The following is a 19,651-nucleotide window of genomic DNA, read 5'->3' as shown; positions in this document are numbered from 1 at the left end:
TTCAAAATGGAGGATACTTTTTGAACATCTAAACTTTTTTCTCCATTCGATATACATAAGCAAGTACCTCAGCTACTGCTTGATAGAATTCTTCTGGAATTGCCTCACCAATCTCAACAGAGGCATAAAGTGATCTTGCTAATGGTCTATTTTCAACTTGTGTTACATTATTTGCTTTAGCAATTTCTCTTATTTTAAAAGCAATAGAATCTACACCCTTTGCGACTACATAAGGTGCACTTGCTTTGTTTTCATCGTATTTAATAGCAATAGCAAAGTGCGTCGGGTTGGTAATTACAACATCCGCATTTGGAATCTCACTCATCATACGGCGCATTGCTATTTGTCGTTGTTTTTCTTTAATTTTAGATTTAATCAAAGGATCTCCTTCGACATTTTTATATTCATCCCGAATATCTTGTTTAGACATACGGATATTTTTTTCAAAATCAAACCGCTGATACGCATAATCAAATACTGCCAAGAATAGTAAAGCTATAATAGCTGCTATTCCCATAATTAATGTAACTCTTCCGAAAAATACTAATACATTATCTACATCTTTAAAGGCGATCATTAACATCTCATCCTTGTATATCCAAATGACTATAAAGGTGACCGCACCGATAATAACAATTTTCAATAATGACTTGAGCAATTCAACAAGTGCTCGTATTGAAAAAATACGTTTTGCACCTTGAATTGGATCAATTTTTTTTAAATCAAATTTCAAGGATTCTGTTGTAAACATAAATCCAACTTGCATTAAGTTCGACGCTACACCAGCTATCATTGCAATTAGCATAATTGGTCCAACGATTTTCGCAAACTCTAGTATACTTTCCAAAAAGATTTGAAAAACTGTTTTTTCTGTTAGTTCCCAGTTAATGAATTCGGTAAATGTATGCTGAAATAATCCAAGCATATTATCCTTGATAAAGCTGCCAAATACCGCCATAACTATTAGTACAAACAATAATAAAAATGCTGTATTGACATCTTGACTTTTTGCTACTCTACCTTTTTTTCGTTCGTCATTTCTACGTTTGGGAGTTGCTTTTTCTGTTTTTTCTCCTGCAAAATATTGCAAATCCAACTTTAATTGCAAGACTTAAGCACCTCCAAACAGTTTCATTATTCCTTGCATTCCTGAAAACATGGCACTGAATAAATTCTTAGCAAGAATGATATAAAGACTTAAAAAGACTAAAATAGCAATGAAACTAACCAAAATTTTCAAAGGAAGTCCAACAACAAACACATTAAGCTGTGGTACGGCCCTAGAAATAATACCTAAAGCAACATCAACTAAAAACAAACACCCAACAATTGGAATTGATATTTGAAAAGCTATCAGAAACATATTATTGAATACATTTATAACAAACTCCGCAATATTTCCATCATGAAAAGGAATAAATGCATCTATTGGAATAAACGTGTAACTATTTACAATCCCATCTATTAACAAATGATGGCCATCAACCGATAATAAAAATAATAACGCAATAATATAGAGATATTGTCCAGTAAGCGGACTTTGTGCACCTGTTTGCGGGTCCATTACATTCGCGATTGCAAAACCCATTTGGAAATCAATAAATCCTCCAGCTACTTGAATAGCTGAAATGATGATATAACCTATAAGTCCTACTAATACCCCAACAAGAACCTCTTTGATGAGGAGAAAAAAATACATTTCATCGATCACAATTGCAGATGAATCAACAGTATATAAAATAATGAAAGCCAAAAAGACACTGATTCCCATTCGAAATGGTAACGGAATGGTACGATAAGAAAATAATGGCATCGTAACAAAGAAACCTAGTACACGCACCAAAATAAGTAAAAAAATCGGTAAGCTATTAATATTAATTAACTCTAACATAGTTTACCCTGCAAACCGATTTAAGTTTTGAAAGATATCAGCTGTAAATTCTACAATTGTTGATAACATCCACGGTCCGAAAAATATTATACCAACCAGCACAGCTACAATTTTAGGAATAAAGGCAAGGGTCTGTTCCTGAATCTGTGTAGTTGCTTGAAAAATACTTACCAGTAATCCAACTGCGAGGGCTAAAATTAGCAGTGGGCCAGTTATAAGTAGTACTGTATAAATCCCTTTTTGGGCTAACGCTAAAACAAATTCACTACTCAACTCATAACACCCTCCTTTTACCTAAACTTGTCAAAATCCTGAAAGTAGTGAATGTGTAATTAAATACCAACCATCTACCATAACGAACAGCAATATTTTAAATGGTAATGAGATCATTACTGGTGGTAACATCATCATCCCCATTGACATGAGAATACTTGCAACTGCCATATCAATAATTAAAAATGGAATGAAAATCATAAATCCCATTTGAAAGGCAGTCTTCAATTCACTAATTGCAAATGCTGGAACTAATGCGGTTAGTGGTATATCTTGTATACTTTCAGGTGGTTCTATTTCCGCATAACTCAAGAATAATGCTAAATCCTTTTGTCTTGTATGTTCAGCCATAAATTCCTTCATCGGAGCACTTGCACTGTCATAAGCCTCATCAAGTGTAATTTCTTCATTAAATAAGGGCTGTAACCCCTCTTCATAAACCTCATTAAAGGTTGGTGCCATTATAAAAAATGTTAAAAAAAGTGCTAATCCAATTAGTACTTGATTTGGTGGCATTTGCTGAGTTGCTAGTGATGTTCTAACAAATGACAAGACAATAATTATTCTCGTAAAGCTCGTCATTAAGATTAAAATACCAGGCGCTAATGAGAAAACTGTTAAAAGTAATATTAATTTTATTGATGTTGAGACATTCGTTGGATCTGAACTAGAAAACATATCGATAAATTCATTCATGTCTATCTTCCTTCTCGGTATGCTTATTCATAAGATTTTTTCTGTTCTGCTTTAACTTTTCTAGTTCGTTCGAAAATAGGTTTTTAAAATTCACATTAGAATTATTATCTTGGTTCGATTTACGCTGGAATAAAGATAGGATATTCTCAGGTTTAAATTCTGGCTGTTCCCCATAGCTTTTAATAATTTCCTCTTTCATATCCTCATCTTTTATTTCTTCAAGAAGTTGGACATTCTCACCCACTCCAATTAAATATATCTTATTGCCAACACGAACAATCTGTATCGATTTACTAGGTCCGACTGCAATACCACCAAGGTTTTCTAATGCCTTAACTTGATTAAATATCTTATTACGTTTATTTAAAAATTTAAGCAATAAATATATAAGTGCAAGTATCAAGAATAAAGCAAAGACCATTTTAATTAAATCAAGAACTAAGGAACCGTTGTTTAATTCTTCATCTCCTGATATAGTTTCTTCTACACCTTCAGGAGTAATAGAATTTTCATTATCTTCCGGTTCAATTGTTTCTTGTTTCTTGTCTTCGTTATCACCATTTTCAAACATGTCTTTAACTGTGTCGCCTTCAGCATAAACATAAAAAGGGGAAACCATTAAGAACAGTATTAAACTAAGAAGTATCCCCAAAACAGTTTTCTTACGCAACTTACTCACTCGTTTCTTAATCCAAGGCTTTCTGGATAGCTTCTATTACACGGTCTGCTTGAAAAGGTTTTACAATAAAGTCCTTAGCGCCAGTTTGAATTGCATCAATAACCATTGCCTGTTGCCCCATTGCAGAACACATAATAACTTTAGCATTCGGATTTATTTCTCTAATATTCTTAAGCGCAGTAATTCCATCCATCTCAGGCATGGTAATATCCATGGTTACCAAATCTGGTGTTAATTCTCTATATAATTCAACTGCTTGCATACCATCTTGTGCTTCTCCAACAACGTCAAATCCATTTTTTGTTAAAATATCCTTAATCATCATTCGCATAAAAGCCGCATCGTCTACAATTAAAATACGTTTACTCATGTCCAATTCCTCCTAGTTTGTTTATTTCAGTTTCAAAAGTCGATCAGACTGACTAATAATATCCGTCACTCGAACACCAAAATTCTCATCGATAACAACTACTTCACCTTGAGCAATTAATTTTTCATTTACTAATATATCAACCGGTTCCCCTGCAAGTTTATCAAGTTCGATAATGGAACCTGAGGTTAATTCCAATATATCTTTCACACTACGCTTCGTTCTACCTAATTCAACCGTTACCTTAAGTGGAATATCTAGTAATAGATCCAGATTTTGATGTTGACTAGTACTAGGTACCTGTGGTTCGAAGTTAGAGAACTCTGCCTCTTGAATCACTGTGTTATTATGACTAGTCGTATTCCCTACGAATTGAGGTCCATTTGCTCTAACTGGTTGTGATTGATTGTAAGCATGTGTTTGTTCCATCATGTCAGATTGTGGTCGAGCTTCCTCATAGTGCATAGAAGTGTTGTCCAATGTATCGACTGTAATTGCCGATTCTATTTGACTCTCTTGATTTAAACGCTGTAATTCATCAACCAAGTTTTTTGCAAATTGAACTGGCATTAATTGCATAATATTAGAATCAATTAAATTTCCAACTTTTAATTGAAAAGATACTTTAACACAAACTTCCTCCATAGAATTATCAGTACCATCAACTAAACTTGTTTGTGAAATGGACGGTGGTGAAATATCAACTCTTTTTTCAAAGACAGTTGACATACTTGTTGCCGCAGCCCCCATCATTTGGTTCATTGCTTCCTGAACTGCACTTAAATGAATTTCATTTAATTCACCGAATGGACCCTGTCCTGTTCCACCTAGCATAATATCGGAAATTACTGCTGCATCATCTTTCTTGATGATTAAAACATTTTTTCCAGTAAAGCCTTCCACATAATTTACTTGAATACTGACAAATTCAAAATCAAAAGTTTCATCTCTTTGCTGATTAGTAATAATTTCTAAATTTGGTGTTGTAATTTCAACTTTTTGATTTAAAAGCGTGGAAAGTGTTGTTGCAGAACTTCCAAATGAAATGTTTCCAATTTCACCTAGCGTGTCAATTTCAATTGTTGATAGGTAATCACTCATATTTAGAGTTTCTACTATTTGCTCACTTTGATTATCATCAGAATCGTCATCTGCACCTACTTTTAATAGAGCATCTATCTCATCCTGGGAAAGCATTCCATTACTCATCATAGTTCAACTCCTCCCTTTAATTCTTCCAACACCTGAACAGATTGTTTATTCTTGTATTTTCCAGGCTGAACATGGAATTTAGGTTCATCATTTATTTTCAATAATAAAGGTTCCTCAATTGGTTGATTTAACGCAATAACATCATTAGTACGCAAATTTAAAAACTGTTCAATATTGATAAATGTTTCACCAAGTATTGCTTTTGCATCCACCTGCACTTTTTCAATGCTTTTTTCTAACTTTTCAGCAGCCTCTGGGTCCTCCTTATTGGTTGTAGTTTGCATCCAATATTGTACGGAGAGTCTAGAGATAATTGGTTCTAATACAATATGAGGAATACAAATATTAATCATACCAGTTATTTCACCAATAGCAGTATTAAGTGACACCACAACAACTGTTTCATTAGGGGATACCATTTGTAAAAATTGTGGATTGATTTCCATTTCCTCTAATTCTGGCTCTATTGAAATAATCGAGGACCATGCTTCTTTCAAACTAATGGTAGTTTTTTCAAATAATTGTGAGATCAATATTGTTTCAATCTCTGTTAGTTTATCAATTTTATTTATAGAATCCCCTCTACCACCTAATAATCGATCAAGCATACCATAGGCAATATTCGGATTAACTTCCATAATAATTCTTCCATGAAGTGGTGCAACATTATAGAGATTTAATACCGTAACTTTCGGTATAGACCTGATAAATTCTTCATATGGAATTTGGTCGACTGATGCAACCGATATATTTACATAGGTTCTAAGTTGGGAAGAAAATAAGGTTGTTAATACTCGAGCAAAATTTTCATGAATCCTTCCAATACTTCGGATTTGATCTTTTGAAAATCTAAGTGCTCGTTTGAAATCATACACGCGAACTCTTTTTTCATTTTCTTCCTTTTTTAATTCTTCTGCATCCATATCTCCAGTTGTTAATGCCGATAAAAGGGCATCGATTTCATTCTGCGAAAGAACTTCATCTGCCAAAGATACTCACCTCCACACGCGAGTAATTTTTATTACTGTAAGATTTTACTGATTGTATAGACATCAATAATGGATCCCTCTGTCATGACTTTATTAAGCTCTACTTTAAGGATATCTTCTACATTAGTAAGTCCAGATTTAAAAGCTTCTTCATCCATTGTTGCTAATTCCTTAATAAGAATGTTTTTTACTTGGAATTCACGTTTCTCAATTTCTTCTTTAGCATCTTTATTATCCGTCACAATTTGAAACTGAATCCGCACAAAACTTCCATCACTTAAATCAGTAGTGATTTCAGGTGTTTGATAAGAATACTCAATAATTTCGTCAATCGAAGGCTCACCGTTTTCGTTCTTCTTGTCTAATACATTTATAACGATAACTGCCGCTACAGCACCAATTAAAATAATAATTACTAAAGATAAAAGCGTTACTTTTAAAAATTTATTCACTTGAATTCTCCACCTCACTTAGTGAATGTACAATTCCTACCCGTTGATAAAAGGATGTTATACGTTCAACAACTTCCTCTTCTGAATCTTTAACAACAACTTTTTTACCATTAATAAGTGTAATAGTCGTATCGGGATAGGATTGTATTTGTTCAATCATAAATGCATTTAATGTAAATGGATCTCCATTTAAACGTTTAAGTTTTATCATAAATTTGGAAGAAGATGTCTCAGTTACTCGAAGGAATAGACCGAGACATCAACAACCTCCTTATTATCGTTTTAAGTTTACAAGCTCTTGTAGGATTTCATCAGATGTTGTAATAATTCTAGTATTGGCTTGAAATCCACGTTGCGCGGTAATCATTTCAGTGAACTCTTCTGCTAGGTCAACGTTGGACATTTCTAGTGCACCACTGACCACTTTAGCAGTACCATCAGATTCAGGAGCTACATAGACTGGATTTAATCCAGCGTTTGCACTGTTCAAGAACAGGTTACCACCTGCTTTTTCTAGACCTGCTGGGTTTGAGAAATTCGCTAAGGCAATTTGACCTGCTACATCCGGATTACCATCAGCGTCAACAAAGTTCACTGTTCCATCTGTTTGCACGCTAAAGCTTTGTGCATCGTTTGGAATTTGTATTCTAAAATCTCCAGAGTTATCAGCACTTCTATCATTAAGACCTTGTAAATAAAAACCCTGTGGATTAACGATGAAACCATCTTCATCTAAATAAAAGTTACCAGCACGTGTAAAAAATGTTGAATCGCCATCTTTCACGACAAACATTCCATCTCCCTCTAGTGCAAAATCTAATGCACTGTTAGTAGTTTGACGAAATCCTTGTGTATGAATATTATCAATAGATCCAAGTTGTGAACCTAATCCAACTTGTGCAGGGTTAACCCCACCTCGTGTTGCAGATGGCCCTTGAGCACCTGAAGTCATTTGACTCATCATATCTTGGAAAGTCACGCGACCTTTTTTAAATCCTGAAGTATTTACGTTAGCAATATTGTTACCAATAACATCTAATTTTGTTTGGAAGTTTTTCATTCCGGAAATACCTGCATACATTGAACGTAGCATTTTATTTCTCCCCTTTTTTCGGTTATAAGTTAGCTGCATCAATCGGTCAACAGCTTTGGCCTCCCATAAGGGTCCAGCCTATTCATTAATTAAAATCGTTCCATTAATATTCGTAAAGATTCTGTTAGAAGCTTCTTCTAAATTCATGGCTGTCACCACAGTGTGATTCTTTGCACTTACAAGTAAAGCGGCATTATTCATTACAACAAGTGAGTCAATAACTCCTTTTTGTTTTGCCTCTGTTACCTTCTCATTAATTAATTTCCACTGCTCGTCATTTAAGTGTATATTTCTTTCGATTAATCTATCACTTGCATGCTTACTAACCTTTAGTTCCTGCTCTTCTTGTAATATTGTTTTAAAGTCTAGACTAGGTTGAGTAGTTTTAGGATTTTGTAATGCCGGGAACTGTAAGGCATGCTGACTAGGCACCTGATGGATTCTATGATCCATTCACTTCACTTCCTTTATTCAGACCCGTTTTCTTTATCTACGTCTAGCTGCTCTTCGTCTTTATCTTCTTCCTCTTGATTCCCGTCAGATGCTTTCACTTCTAGAATGAAATCTGCATATACTTTTTCACCATTTGTTAACTCAAGAACCGCATAACCCTCGCTTTGGCTAACAGAGACCACTTCACTCGTTTGTATACCAATTAGTTCCCCAGTCTCTTTGTCAAAACTTTGGTAGGAAACTGTTTTTCCAATCATATGGCTATATTGGATAATAGGATTGATCGTTTGATTTATTACTAAATCCTGGATTGCACCTGACATATTCATCATTTGTTCTAATGATGAAAACTGAGCAAGTTGAGATATGAATTCACGATCCTCCATTGGATTGGTCGGATCCTGGTTTTGTATTTGGGTCATCAGTATTTTCAAAAATTCATCTTTCCCAAGTTCATTACTTGGCACTCTAATATTAGTTTGATTTTTGAGATACAATGTTGGATCTATTGATGTCATTTGTCCTCACCTACACTTTCACACTTTGAAGCAACTCATCTAGATGTGCTTCAAAATCGTTTTCATTATGCTTTTGTTCATGGTGGCCTGATTCATCTGATTGACTTTGATTTTGGTCTTGGTTATATAGTGATTGTTCATCACTCTCTTTAGTCTGACTCTGACCTTGACCAGCACCTAAATCCTGTCTTTCAATAACAACTTGCTGTGGTGAAAACATATGTCTTAGTTGATTGATATTTGATTCAAGCATTTCTTTAGCAGCCTGTGATGAAACAACTATTTTCACTGTCATTTCACCATTTATTTCTATAAGGCGAACCATCATTTCCCCAAGATTTTCAGGTCGTAATGCGATGGACATTTGATTAACACCATTAGGCATAGATAAAAACTTACTAGTTTTCACTACTTGTTGAAACTGTTCAATCAATTTACTTTCAACAGCCTGTCCACCTTGATTTTGATTAATAAAAATGACATATTGTTCTAATTTAGGTAATGACATATTACTTTGGAAATCTACACCTTGAACCTGAGCTGTATTATTAATGTTTACTTGCTGATTTTGTAAGGCATTTTCAATCCACTTAACAACATCCCTTGAAGTTACTTGTGATTCACTTTGATAGAGTTGTTTTGTAGTTAATTTATTTCGATTCTGATAGGTTAACAGAATTTCTTTCCATACCTGATTTACTTTTAAATTGGTGGCTTCAGTTTCACCTTCTTGAAGACCAGTAGTTCGAACTATCTGGTTTTCTACTGCCGTCCACTGTTTTAAAAGCTCTAGGATTTTCGGTGCAACCTTCCGTACTTCATCGACATTCTTTATCTCAGATAGTAGATTATTAAATTTAGTAAAAATATCTGCAAGTTGCTGTTTCATATTATCTAGGGTTTTATATTCAACTTGCCGATTATCTAAAAGTGGTTGTAAAACTTGTTGTAGTTCAGGATTTAGTAGTAATCCCTCGAATAATAATTGCTCTAAATTAGATTCAGCTTGATTAAAACTAGGGACTTCTGTATCTACAGTTTCATCCTCCGTGTTAGCAACAATTTCAAGCAAATTATTTATTTCCCCTGAATTGCCTTGTAAAAGTTCACTTGGTTCAATCCCCAGTTGTTGAAGTAACTGAGAAAATACTAAGTTTGCTTCACCTGTTTTTATATCATGTTTCATCGATGTAATTCCTGCTACTGTCGCCATTGTTTGGACAAACATTCCTATCGTATTCAATATTTCACCTCCTCTCAAGTGTAAGAAGATAACCCTAGTTTAATTTGATTTAATAAAGCGCTGGGCTATATTTGCTGCTTTTTCAGGATCCATATTTTCCATGACAAGACCACGATCCTCGTTTGACATCTCACTTAAAATAGTAAATGCAGTATCTGTATCCAGTTGTTCTAATATCAAAGCAGCTTGTTCACTTTTCATTTTAGTGAATGAACTAGATATTTGTTTCACCGTATTTTTGGTATCCTCTGGTTGTTGATTAGCAACATCCAAGTCTCTTTCAAGCTTGGTGATTTTTTGTTCTAGTTTTTCAATTGTTCCTTCTAAACTTAACTTTTCTTGATTTAATTGTTCGATTTCTGTATCTTTCGTTTCTATACTTACTTGAACATTATCCTCTTTTTCTAATTCTCTTGCTTCATCGTCTGTTGTAATTACCGAGGAAAGAACCGGAATATTATTTCCAGTTTTCTTTGCCCAATCTACTACATCAACACCCGCCACAGCAAAAACAATTATTGTAAGTGTTATTGCAATAATAACCGGTATAACGATGGCAAATAGAAACCACAGAAACGGATTCATTTTCTCTTTTTCTTCTATTAACTTTTGTTTTGCCATTTTACTCACCTATTATCTGTGACTAAGATATTGTTGAATGGATATTTCATTCATAAAAGAATCTTCCGCTTTTTTAACTCTATCTAACTCTTCACTTGTTCGAAACTCGATTATTTTTTCAAACTTTTTTGTTTCAACATGTGCATCGGATAAAACTTGTTGTTTTGTTTCCATGTTCGTTCTAGCAAGACTAACCTTTTTCTGTAATTCAGTTATTTTAGTTTCCAAGGTTTCGATATAAGCAAGTTGGTCTTGGATAAAATTTAAGTGCATACTTGATGTAAGTGCTTCTTCATAGGATGTTTCTACTGCCTCTTTTTTTCGAAGCAATTCAAACAGTTCCGTTGCTACCTCTTCGAAAGTATCAACCGATTTACGATAGGCAATTTGCGCATCCTTTTTCTCTTTCTCACGAATATCAAGTATTTTGGTTAAGACCGCTGTACCCGACATGATCAACTACCCCCACTTAGTATCATTTTTAAGTTTTCAACGGTCTCTTCTAAGCTTAGTTTTTCTAAAACGCCTTGCTTTAAAAACGTTAGTAGTTTCGGATGATATAGAATAGCCTTATCAATTTCATAATCGGTACCACGTTTATAAGCTCCGATTTGAATTAAATCTTTATTTTCCTCATACTTAGCCAGAAGAGCTCTTGCTTGTTGAGCTAAATCTAGATGTTCCGTTGTTACAACTTGATTCATTACCCTACTTATTGATTTTAGAATATTGAGTGCAGGATACTGTCCTTGTTCTGCTAGTTTTCTATCCATAACAAAGTGGCCATCTAATATCCCTCGAACAGTATCCGCAATCGGTTCGTTCATATCGTCACCGTCTACTAAAACAGTATAGAAAGCTGTAATCGCCCCATTTTTATTTGTACCAGTACGTTCTAAAAGTTTCGGGAGTATGGAAAAAACAGATGGCGTATATCCTTTAGTTGTTGGGGGCTCGCCAGTAGCAAGTCCAACTTCTCTTTGAGCCATTGCAACACGTGTAACAGAATCCATCATGAGATTTACGTTATAGCCTAAGTCCCGAAAGTACTCACTTATCGCTGTAGCCGTATAGGCACCTTTAATCCGCATAAGTGCTGGTTGATCAGAAGTTGCAACAACTACGATAGATTTCTTTAATCCTTCCTGTCCAAGGTCCTTTTCAATAAATTCTCGAACTTCTCTCCCACGTTCACCAATAAGTGCAATAACATTGATATCTGCTTTACTGTTTCTAGCAATCATACCAAGAAGAGTACTTTTTCCAACACCGCTTCCCGCAAACATTCCAATACGTTGTCCTCTTCCTACGGTTAACATCGAATCTATTGCTTTCACTCCAACTTGAATAGGCTCTGATATTGTAGGTCGCGACATTGGATTAGGAGGTGATTGTTCGGTTAAATAGCTCGATAATCCTTTTGGTAATTCTGAACCATCAAGTGGCATTCCTAATGAATCAATCACATTCCCAATTAAGCTTCTACCAACTTTTACGGTTAATGGTTTCCCAGTAGATTCAACTAGACAACCCGGCCCAATTTCAGAAACCTCATTGTAAGGCATTAAAATAATCTTTTCATTATTGAACCCTACTACCTCTGCAAGAACTGGTTGCTTACGTTGGTTAATAGCCGGATGAATATAACAGACCTCACCAATATTAGCAGCAGGACCAATAGATTCTATCATGATTCCAACAACACGTTGTACCTTTCCAAATCGCTTATATACATCCGCTTCCTCAATTGCATTCATGTACTTTGTTAAGTTCATTCTTTTGGCTCCATTACAATTTCATGTAAGACCAGTTGTATTTGGTTTAGTTGAGTATCGATACTTGCATCAATTTTGCCAAACGGATATTCTATAACACAACTTCCAGTCTCTAAGCTTTCATTTACAAATATTGAAAGTTCAGCTTTAGATTCTAGTACCCGTTCAAGTTCATTCTTTTGCGATAATACAAATTCATAATTGTCCGGATGTAGATAAATGGAAAGTCCTCTTTGATCCTTAATGCTTAAAATAGCATCTTTTACTATTGGAACAAATACCTCCGGTTGCCTTTCAAGCTCTAGCTTCATTATTCTTTCAGCTACTTGTACTGCTAAAAGAAGAATAGCTTCTTCACTTTTCTCTATAGTCGATTGATAATCTATTTTAGAAGCTGCAATTATAGAATTGGCTTGCTGTATCAGTTGATGGAACTGATCCTTACTTTCTTTTTCGCCTTTAGCAAAACCAACCTGAAAACCTTCTTTTTTTGCTTCTTCAATCCATTGTTTTTTTTCTTCTTCCCAATTATCTTTTTCTAATTTAATTTGGTTTCTTGTTTCTGTAAGAAGCAATTCTTGCTGTTTTTTTACTAATTCAAGTTCTTCTTTCGCCTCTTGTAGCTTCGTTATTTCCTGTTGTAATTGTGATTCGTAGTTTACTTCCTCATCCACGATTGGCTTATGAACCGGCTTTAGTTGAATAACTCTTTTAATTTCTGGCTGAGTATTAGACAATGATATCGTCTCCTCCACCACGAGCAACTACAATCTCACCAATATCCTCAAGTCTTCTTATGATTGCTACAATACGAGATTGTGCCTCTTCTACATCACGTAAACGGACAGGTCCCATAAATTCCATTTCGTCTTTAAATGTTTCTGCCATTCGTTGTGACATATTTTTAAAGACAATCTCTTTAACCTCATCACTAGCAACTTTAAGCGCCAAGCGTAAATCCTCATTCTCAACTTCGCGTATAACTCGTTGTATCGCACGATTGTCAAGAATAACAATATCCTCGAACACAAACATACGCTTCTTGATTTCATCAGCTAATTCAGGATCCTGTATCTCTAAAGCATCCAGAATAGTTCTTTCTGTACTACGATCAACCCCGTTTAGCACTTCAACGACCGTTTGAATTCCACCAGTTTGAGTATAATCCTCCGTGAATGAAGATGAAATATTCCTCTCAAGTACTTCCTCAATCTGACTAATAATTTCAGGTGATGTGGAATCCATTGTTGCAATACGTTTAGCTATATCTGCTTGCATTTCTTGAGGTAAAGCAGATAATATCTGTCCTGACTGTTCCGAGTCCAAATACGATAACACAAGAGCAATCGTTTGTGGATGTTCATTTTGTATATAATTCAATACTTGCTGTGGGTCAGCTTTTCTTGCAAAATCAAAAGGTCTTACTTGTAAGGAAGAAGTTAATCTATTAATAATATTGCTTGCTTCTTGCTCACCAAAAGCCTTTTCTAAAACTGTTTTAGCGTAACCAATACCACCTTGGGAAATATAATCCTGTGCAAGAGCTATTTGATGGAATTGTTCAAGAACATCTTCCTTCATATTCGAATCAACTTTTTTAACTGATGATATTTCTAAACTAAGCTTTTCAATTTCTTCCTCTGTTAGGTGTTTATAAACCTGTGCAGAGACGTCAGGACCTAGAGAGATTAAGAGAATTGCAGCTTTTTGTTTTCCAGTTAATCTTGTTTGTTGCCTAGCCATCATCCAACCTCCTAATCTTCTCCTATCCAACTACGAAGTAACTTCGCAAATTCTTCTGGCTTATCTTTTGCCATTTTTTCAAGTTGTTTTCTACGTTTTACTGATTCAGTATCATTAGTAGACTCAGATATACTTTCAATTGTTTCTGTTACAAATGCTTCTTCCTGAATCTCTTCTTCTTTTGCTTTAGGTTTTCTTACCAGTAACAAAATAATTAAGATAATTATTATTAATAGTAAGATTCCACCAACGATATACATCCATAGAGGAATCTTAAATCCAGGATCTTGTAAAGTAGTATTGCTACCACTAAACTCTTGAAAAACAATAGATGTTTTTTCTTCTGGTACAACATCACCATAACCTGCATCAATAGAGGTTGTAATGATGGAATTTAAGATAGAAGCAATCCCCTCTTCAACAACCATCATATCCTGTTGTGATAAGTATTCCGTATTGTCACCAGATTGGCTTTTAACATTATCTACAGCAACTTGTATCCCTAAATCACGAACTTTATAAGGACTTTCTACAATTTCCTTATGAATTCTATTAAATTCATTGTTAATGGTTTCTTTAATATACTCGTAATCACCATTTTCGCCTTCTTCTCCTCCAGGATAGTTGGCAATGTCTTCATCACCTGTTCCGGCTATTCCGCCAGCAGCAGCACCCTCACCACTATAGGTTTCTCGAATTGTTTCGATACTTACAGGTAAACCGTCCATATTTTCTGGATCAGCCGGTTCCACAATTTCCTCTACTCGATTTTCTTGAGCAAAGTCAATGTCTGCTGTAACAGAAACAATTACATTATCCGTACCAACCATTGTTCCAAGCATTTGTTGTACCCTTCGCTGTAGGTCACGCTCAATGTCTTTTTTAACAGTTTGCTGATACGTATATGCATCTTGGAAACCTGAAGAATTCTGCGTATTTTGATCATAGTATTCAAAGTATTGATTCATAATTGTAATATTTTCAGTTTGAAGATTCGGAACTGCTTTTGATACTAATTGATATAGTGAATTAATTTGATTACCCTCGAACTTATAACCAGGTGCAGTTTCAATAACAATTGATGCACTTGTAGGTTGGGTAGCCTCATTCACAAAAACCGGTTCCTTTGGCATGTTTATCATTACAGTAGCATCATTTATACCTTCAATACTCTTTATAAGATTAGCAAGCTCCGATTGCATTGCATCAAGCTTCATTATGTTAAATTCATTATCTGTAATACCCCATGAAGAGTTTTCACTAAAAAAGGAATAGTCTATATTGCCACTATTCGGAATACCAAGTCCCGCTAAATCAACAAGCAATCCATCTGCTAATTCACTTGGAACCATTATGGTTGTTCCACCCTTATCAAGCTCAAAGGGTACACCTCTTGTCTCGAGCTCTGTCTTTATCTGTCCTACTTCTTGCAAAGATAAATCATTGTATAAAGGTACATATTTTGTATTCGTCGTAAATAATGAAATAACTGCTACTAAAGCAATAACCGCTACGATCGAACCAATAATTAAACCTTTTTGACTTTTCGACCGTTTGGACCAAAAAGTTCTTGCTGTTTCCTTTAATTTCATTATTTTTTCGTTATTCATGTACTCCCCCGCCAAATTCAAAACAATATGATAAAACCCTAGTATTACTTTTTCTTAATACCAAGGTTATAAAATTAAAAAAACCTATTAAATCTTTGTAAATGTGTCCGATAATATAATAAATCAATTAAACTTGCATTCTCATAATCTCGTTATAAGCATCGATTGCTTTACGTTGCACTTCAACAGTTGCCCCTAACGTAATACTGGCTTTTTGGGCCGTTATCATAACATCATGCAAGTTATCAATTTTCCCTAATGCCAGTGCTTCTGTTTTCTTATCAGATAAAACCTGTAGGTCATTTACATTGCTAATTGCATTTTTAAGTGTGTTTGCAAAACTAGCTTGTGCTTGTCCCGGCGTTTTATTTTGTTGAGTTATTGGATTTAGTACTTTAGCTGAATTATTTAAACTATTAATAGAAAGATTCATTCGTCTACTCCTTATTTACCGATTTCTAATGCCTTCATTAACATACTTTTGCTTGCATTTAAAGCGGTAATATTTGCCTCATACGACCGTGTCGCTCCCATTAAGTCTACCATTTCTTGAAGTGGGTCTACATTCGGTAATTGAACATAACCTGCTTCGTTAGCATCAGGATGCGATGGGTTATAAACAAGTTTAAAAGGCTCTTCATCTTCAACAATTCCTGTTACCTTGACACCAGATGCAGCATTCTCAGTTGTATTAGTTGCCTTTTGAAGGAATGTACGAAAGCTTTTATCCGATGGTTCAATTTGGACCATTTTCCTACGATAAGGTTCATACTCACCATTTTCATTAATAGTGGCTCTAGTCGTGTTAGCATTCGCAATATTAGATGATATTACATCCATACGCAATCGCTGTGCAGTTAGCGCACTAGCATTAGCATTAAACGCATTAAATATGGACATTTCTATCTTCCTCCTTTAATTACCGTTTGTAAGCTATTAAACTTACCATTAATACGATCAATTAAACTTTGATAATAAATTTGATTTTGAGCTAATTCTGCCATTTCCTTGTCGATATCCACATTGTTCCCATTATGATTAAATGTTGTATTATTTCTTTGAACTAATTGATAGGAGAATTTTTGCTCTTGTTCAAAAGAGATATGTCTGGCGTTTGTTCTCTTAGCTGTTAATGAACTGGACAGTTCGCTTTTTAGAATATCATTAAATTCGACATCTTTCGCCTTATAATTAGGAGTATCGGCATTAGAAATATTCGAAGCAATTGTCTGATTTTTAATAGAAGAATAATTTAGTGACTTTTGCAAAGTATTAATCGTACCACTAAACAGATTCATTCATAGCCCTCCTTTTTTAAAAAATAAATATCTTAAACGGACATAAAGATTAAATTGCATACGAATATTGTAATTTATATCTGGAATAAAGTCTATCAAAATTCGACACTTTTCTAATACTTTCACCAAAATAGGAGCTTAATACTAGGTATATTTTACTATAAATGTGCTTGCTTTTGATAAATAGCATCATATATTATCAATTATTTACAAAATTAATGTAGATATTTGTAATAATGATATTATTATACTAGTAATTATTTAGTTCTTATTGACTACATTTGTCTAAAGTGTGAACTATACACTTTTTCAAAAAACATAAGATTTTGCACTGTTGAATATGTCAGTTTATTATATTTTGGTGCTAAGTATTTTGCTTTCCAAACTAAAAAAGCTAGCATCCCTCTAAAATTTAGGGATATTGCTAGCTTTTTTGGTACATACATTTAAATTTCAACTACAATTTTCTCGTTAAAAAAGGAACTCATAGTTTACTATGAGTTCCTTTTTACTTACTTTACTTATCTAGAACGTAATTTTTCTAATTCAACTAGGAACTTGTCGTTTAGTACTTTGATATAAGTACCTTTCATTCCTAGTGAGCGTGATTCAATAACACCAGCACTCTCTAATTTTCTTAGAGCATTTACAATTACAGATCTTGTAATACCTACACGGTCTGCAATTTTACTTGCTACTAGAAGGCCTTCGTGGCCATTTAATTCTTCAAAAATATGGTCAATTGCTTCTAATTCACTATAAGAAAGAGAGCTGATTGCCATTTGAACTACAGCCTTACTTCTAGCTTCCATTTCGATTTCTTCAGTCTTTTCATGTAGAATTTCCATTCCTACTACTGTTGCACCATATTCTGCTAAAAGTAAGTCATCATCATTAAACGCCTCTTTTAATCTGCCGATGATTAGCGTACCTAAACGCTCTCCTCCACCGATAATTGGAACAATTGTAGTTAGACCAGTTTGGAATAAATCTTTGTTTTCCACTGGGAACACTGTATATTGGCTGTTAATATCCAAGTTTGCTGTAGTTTCATGGATGTGGAATAAGCCTTCTGTATACTCCTCAGGGAATTGTCTTTCTTCTAGCATAGATTTCATACGCTCATTTTCAATTTCTTGATTGATAGCATAGCCTAGAAGTTTTCCTCTTCTACTTAAAATAAATACATTTCCTTTAATTACATCTGTAAGAGATGTAGCCATATCATTGAAGTTTACTGATTTACCTGTTGCTTTCTGTAACATAGAGTTGATTTTTCTTGCGCGATTTAAAAGTTCCATTTCATGTAATCCTCCGTTTTTTTAAATAATATTTACAATATAAATTGACTTAAGTCCTTATTTTTAACAATTGTGCTAAGTTTTTGATCTACATATTCAGGAGTTATTTCTACTTTCTCCATGGAAACGTCAGGTGCTTCAAATGATAAATCCTCTAGTAATTTTTCTAGAATGGTATGAAGCCTTCTAGCACCAATGTTATCTGTGTCTTGATTTACTTGATAAGCAATTTCCGCAATTCTATTAACAGCTTTCTCTGTAAAAATCACATTTATACCTTCTGTTTTAAGTAAAGCTTGATATTGCTTTAAAAGTGCATTTGATGGTTCATTCAGAATACGAACAAAGTCATCTACTGAAAGTTTCTCTAATTCTACTCGTATAGGAAATCTACCTTGTAATTCAGGTATTAAGTCAGATGGTTTTGCCATGTGAAATGCTCCTGCAGCAATAAACAGCATATGGTCTGTTTTAACAGGACCATGCTTCGTTACCACCGTGGATCCTTCTACAATTGGTAGAATATCACGTTGTACCCCTTCACGAGACACATTCGGTGAGTTATCATGTTTTCCTGCAATCTTATCAATTTCATCAATGAAAATAATACCACTTTGCTCCGCTCTACTTATTGCTTCCTGTGAGACTTCTTCCATATCCACGAGTTTCTGTGCCTCTTGTTGCGTCAGAACTTTCCTTGCCTCGGAAACCGGGAGCTTACGTTTCTTTTTCTTCTTTGGCATGAATTGTCCTAATGCATCTTGCATATTCATACCCATTTGTTCCATTCCTGAACCTTGTAACATATCGAACATAGAAGGCGGAATTTCTTCAATTTCAATTGTCACCATATGGTCTTCTAATTCACCCATTGCCAGTTGATGGGCAATTCTACTGCGTTTACTCTTTATTTCTTCATCTTTCTCTACATCACCAGTATCATGTTGAGTTCCTTGACCTGAAAATAGCATTTCAAAAGGATTAGAAATTGTTGATTGTTTTTTCACTTGTGGAACAAGGAGTTTGACGAGCTTTTTCTCTGCCTCTTCTTTTGCCTTATCCAACACTTCATTCATTTTTTCTTCCTTCACCATTCGTAAGGACATTTCTACTAAATCACGAACCATCGATTCAACATCACGTCCAACATATCCAACTTCTGTAAATTTCGTTGCTTCTAGTTTTACAAACGGTGCACCAACCAATTTCGCTAAGCGTCTAGCTATTTCGGTTTTACCGACCCCTGTTGGCCCAATCATTAAAATGTTTTTAGGAACAATTTCATCTTTCAGTTTTTCATCTAATAATGTTCTGCGGTATCTATTTCTAAGTGCCACAGCAACGGACTTTTTTGCATTTTGCTGCCCAATGATATAGTTATCTAGCTGATTCACAATTTGTCTCGGAGTATAATTTATCCCCATATTTGCAAGG

Annotated in this window: 25 protein-coding genes; all 25 read right to left on the bottom strand. The window is 34.6% G+C overall.

Features of this window, described 5'->3' with window-relative positions; translation table 11 throughout:
- Positions 1–28: 28 nt before the first annotated feature.
- Positions 29–1,108, bottom strand: coding sequence for a flagellar biosynthesis protein FlhB (flhB, locus tag K332_RS0103165; RefSeq protein ID WP_026906134.1), 1,080 nt, complete (start codon positions 1,106–1,108; stop codon positions 29–31).
- A 3-nt stretch (positions 1,109–1,111) separates the two neighbouring features.
- Positions 1,112–1,891: a flagellar biosynthetic protein FliR gene (gene fliR, locus K332_RS0103160; protein WP_026906133.1), complete on the bottom strand. Its 780-nt coding sequence runs from the start codon at positions 1,889–1,891 to the stop codon at positions 1,112–1,114.
- Between the two features lie 3 nt (positions 1,892–1,894).
- Positions 1,895–2,164 carry a flagellar biosynthesis protein FliQ gene (fliQ, locus tag K332_RS0103155; RefSeq protein ID WP_026906132.1) on the bottom strand — a complete coding sequence of 90 codons (270 nt, stop codon included), beginning with the start codon at positions 2,162–2,164 and terminating at the stop codon, positions 1,895–1,897.
- Between the two features lie 30 nt (positions 2,165–2,194).
- Positions 2,195–2,860, bottom strand: coding sequence for a flagellar type III secretion system pore protein FliP (gene fliP / locus K332_RS0103150; RefSeq protein WP_026906131.1), 666 nt, complete (start codon positions 2,858–2,860; stop codon positions 2,195–2,197).
- Positions 2,853–3,539 carry a flagellar biosynthetic protein FliO gene (gene fliO, locus K332_RS0103145; protein WP_245604622.1) on the bottom strand — a complete coding sequence of 229 codons (687 nt, stop codon included), beginning with the start codon at positions 3,537–3,539 and terminating at the stop codon, positions 2,853–2,855. The genes fliP and fliO overlap by 8 nt, the downstream gene beginning before the upstream one ends.
- 7 nt (positions 3,540–3,546) lie before the next feature.
- The gene (locus K332_RS0103140) at positions 3,547–3,909 is read right to left on the bottom strand and encodes a response regulator (RefSeq protein WP_026906129.1); all 363 of its coding nucleotides are present in this window, start codon (positions 3,907–3,909) and stop codon (positions 3,547–3,549) included.
- A gap of 21 nt (positions 3,910–3,930) precedes the next feature.
- Positions 3,931–5,121 carry a flagellar motor switch phosphatase FliY gene (gene fliY / locus K332_RS0103135; RefSeq protein WP_026906128.1) on the bottom strand — a complete coding sequence of 397 codons (1,191 nt, stop codon included), beginning with the start codon at positions 5,119–5,121 and terminating at the stop codon, positions 3,931–3,933.
- The gene (fliM, locus tag K332_RS0103130) at positions 5,118–6,110 is read right to left on the bottom strand and encodes a flagellar motor switch protein FliM (RefSeq protein ID WP_026906127.1); all 993 of its coding nucleotides are present in this window, start codon (positions 6,108–6,110) and stop codon (positions 5,118–5,120) included. The genes fliY and fliM overlap by 4 nt, the downstream gene beginning before the upstream one ends.
- 32 nt (positions 6,111–6,142) lie before the next feature.
- A complete protein-coding gene (fliL, locus tag K332_RS0103125; RefSeq protein ID WP_026906126.1) occupies positions 6,143–6,562 on the bottom strand; it encodes a flagellar basal body-associated protein FliL in 420 nt (139 codons plus the stop codon).
- Entirely contained in the window at positions 6,555–6,773 is a 219-nt protein-coding gene (locus K332_RS0103120) for a flagellar FlbD family protein (RefSeq protein WP_026906125.1), read from the bottom strand. The genes fliL and K332_RS0103120 overlap by 8 nt, the downstream gene beginning before the upstream one ends.
- A 63-nt stretch (positions 6,774–6,836) precedes the next feature.
- Positions 6,837–7,655 (bottom strand): flagellar basal body rod protein FlgG, encoded by an 819-nt coding sequence (gene flgG / locus K332_RS0103115; protein ID WP_026906124.1) that lies wholly within the window; start codon positions 7,653–7,655, stop codon positions 6,837–6,839.
- A 78-nt stretch (positions 7,656–7,733) separates the two neighbouring features.
- Complete coding sequence (locus tag K332_RS0103110) at positions 7,734–8,108, bottom strand: TIGR02530 family flagellar biosynthesis protein (protein WP_026906123.1); 375 nt, start codon at positions 8,106–8,108, stop codon at positions 7,734–7,736.
- 14 nt (positions 8,109–8,122) lie between these two features.
- Positions 8,123–8,626, bottom strand: coding sequence for a flagellar hook assembly protein FlgD (gene flgD / locus K332_RS21875; RefSeq protein ID WP_036687889.1), 504 nt, complete (start codon positions 8,624–8,626; stop codon positions 8,123–8,125).
- Between the two features lie 10 nt (positions 8,627–8,636).
- The gene (locus K332_RS0103100) at positions 8,637–9,869 is read right to left on the bottom strand and encodes a flagellar hook-length control protein FliK (RefSeq protein WP_026906122.1); all 1,233 of its coding nucleotides are present in this window, start codon (positions 9,867–9,869) and stop codon (positions 8,637–8,639) included.
- Between the two features lie 39 nt (positions 9,870–9,908).
- Positions 9,909–10,490 (bottom strand): MotE family protein, encoded by a 582-nt coding sequence (locus K332_RS0103095; protein ID WP_026906121.1) that lies wholly within the window; start codon positions 10,488–10,490, stop codon positions 9,909–9,911.
- 12 nt (positions 10,491–10,502) lie between these two features.
- Entirely contained in the window at positions 10,503–10,943 is a 441-nt protein-coding gene (fliJ, locus tag K332_RS0103090) for a flagellar export protein FliJ (RefSeq protein WP_026906120.1), read from the bottom strand.
- 2 nt (positions 10,944–10,945) lie between these two features.
- A complete protein-coding gene (gene fliI, locus K332_RS0103085) occupies positions 10,946–12,265 on the bottom strand; it encodes a flagellar protein export ATPase FliI (protein ID WP_026906119.1) in 1,320 nt (439 codons plus the stop codon).
- Complete coding sequence (gene fliH, locus K332_RS0103080) at positions 12,262–13,002, bottom strand: flagellar assembly protein FliH (RefSeq protein ID WP_051359324.1); 741 nt, start codon at positions 13,000–13,002, stop codon at positions 12,262–12,264. Before fliH ends, fliI begins: the two co-directional genes overlap by 4 nt.
- A complete protein-coding gene (gene fliG / locus K332_RS0103075; protein WP_026906117.1) occupies positions 12,995–14,008 on the bottom strand; it encodes a flagellar motor switch protein FliG in 1,014 nt (337 codons plus the stop codon). Before fliG ends, fliH begins: the two co-directional genes overlap by 8 nt.
- A gap of 11 nt (positions 14,009–14,019) precedes the next feature.
- Positions 14,020–15,618: a flagellar basal-body MS-ring/collar protein FliF gene (gene fliF, locus K332_RS0103070; protein ID WP_084287660.1), complete on the bottom strand. Its 1,599-nt coding sequence runs from the start codon at positions 15,616–15,618 to the stop codon at positions 14,020–14,022.
- Positions 15,619–15,745: 127 nt separating this feature from the next.
- A complete protein-coding gene (fliE, locus tag K332_RS0103065) occupies positions 15,746–16,051 on the bottom strand; it encodes a flagellar hook-basal body complex protein FliE (RefSeq protein ID WP_026906115.1) in 306 nt (101 codons plus the stop codon).
- Between the two features lie 11 nt (positions 16,052–16,062).
- Positions 16,063–16,518 (bottom strand): flagellar basal body rod protein FlgC, encoded by a 456-nt coding sequence (gene flgC / locus K332_RS0103060; RefSeq protein WP_026906114.1) that lies wholly within the window; start codon positions 16,516–16,518, stop codon positions 16,063–16,065.
- A 2-nt stretch (positions 16,519–16,520) separates the two neighbouring features.
- Complete coding sequence (gene flgB / locus K332_RS0103055) at positions 16,521–16,916, bottom strand: flagellar basal body rod protein FlgB (RefSeq protein WP_026906113.1); 396 nt, start codon at positions 16,914–16,916, stop codon at positions 16,521–16,523.
- A gap of 521 nt (positions 16,917–17,437) precedes the next feature.
- Positions 17,438–18,217 (bottom strand): GTP-sensing pleiotropic transcriptional regulator CodY, encoded by a 780-nt coding sequence (codY, locus tag K332_RS0103050; RefSeq protein ID WP_026906112.1) that lies wholly within the window; start codon positions 18,215–18,217, stop codon positions 17,438–17,440.
- A 32-nt stretch (positions 18,218–18,249) separates the two neighbouring features.
- Positions 18,250–19,641 (bottom strand): ATP-dependent protease ATPase subunit HslU, encoded by a 1,392-nt coding sequence (gene hslU / locus K332_RS0103045; protein WP_026906111.1) that lies wholly within the window; start codon positions 19,639–19,641, stop codon positions 18,250–18,252.
- Positions 19,642–19,651: the final 10 nt, after the last annotated feature.

Source organism: Paucisalibacillus globulus DSM 18846 (assembly GCF_000482485.1).
Taxonomy (GTDB): Bacteria; Bacillota; Bacilli; order Bacillales; family Amphibacillaceae; genus Ornithinibacillus; species Ornithinibacillus globulus.
The sequence above is the reverse complement of the archived record's forward strand: the minus strand, read 5'-3'. Positions and strand labels throughout refer to the sequence as shown.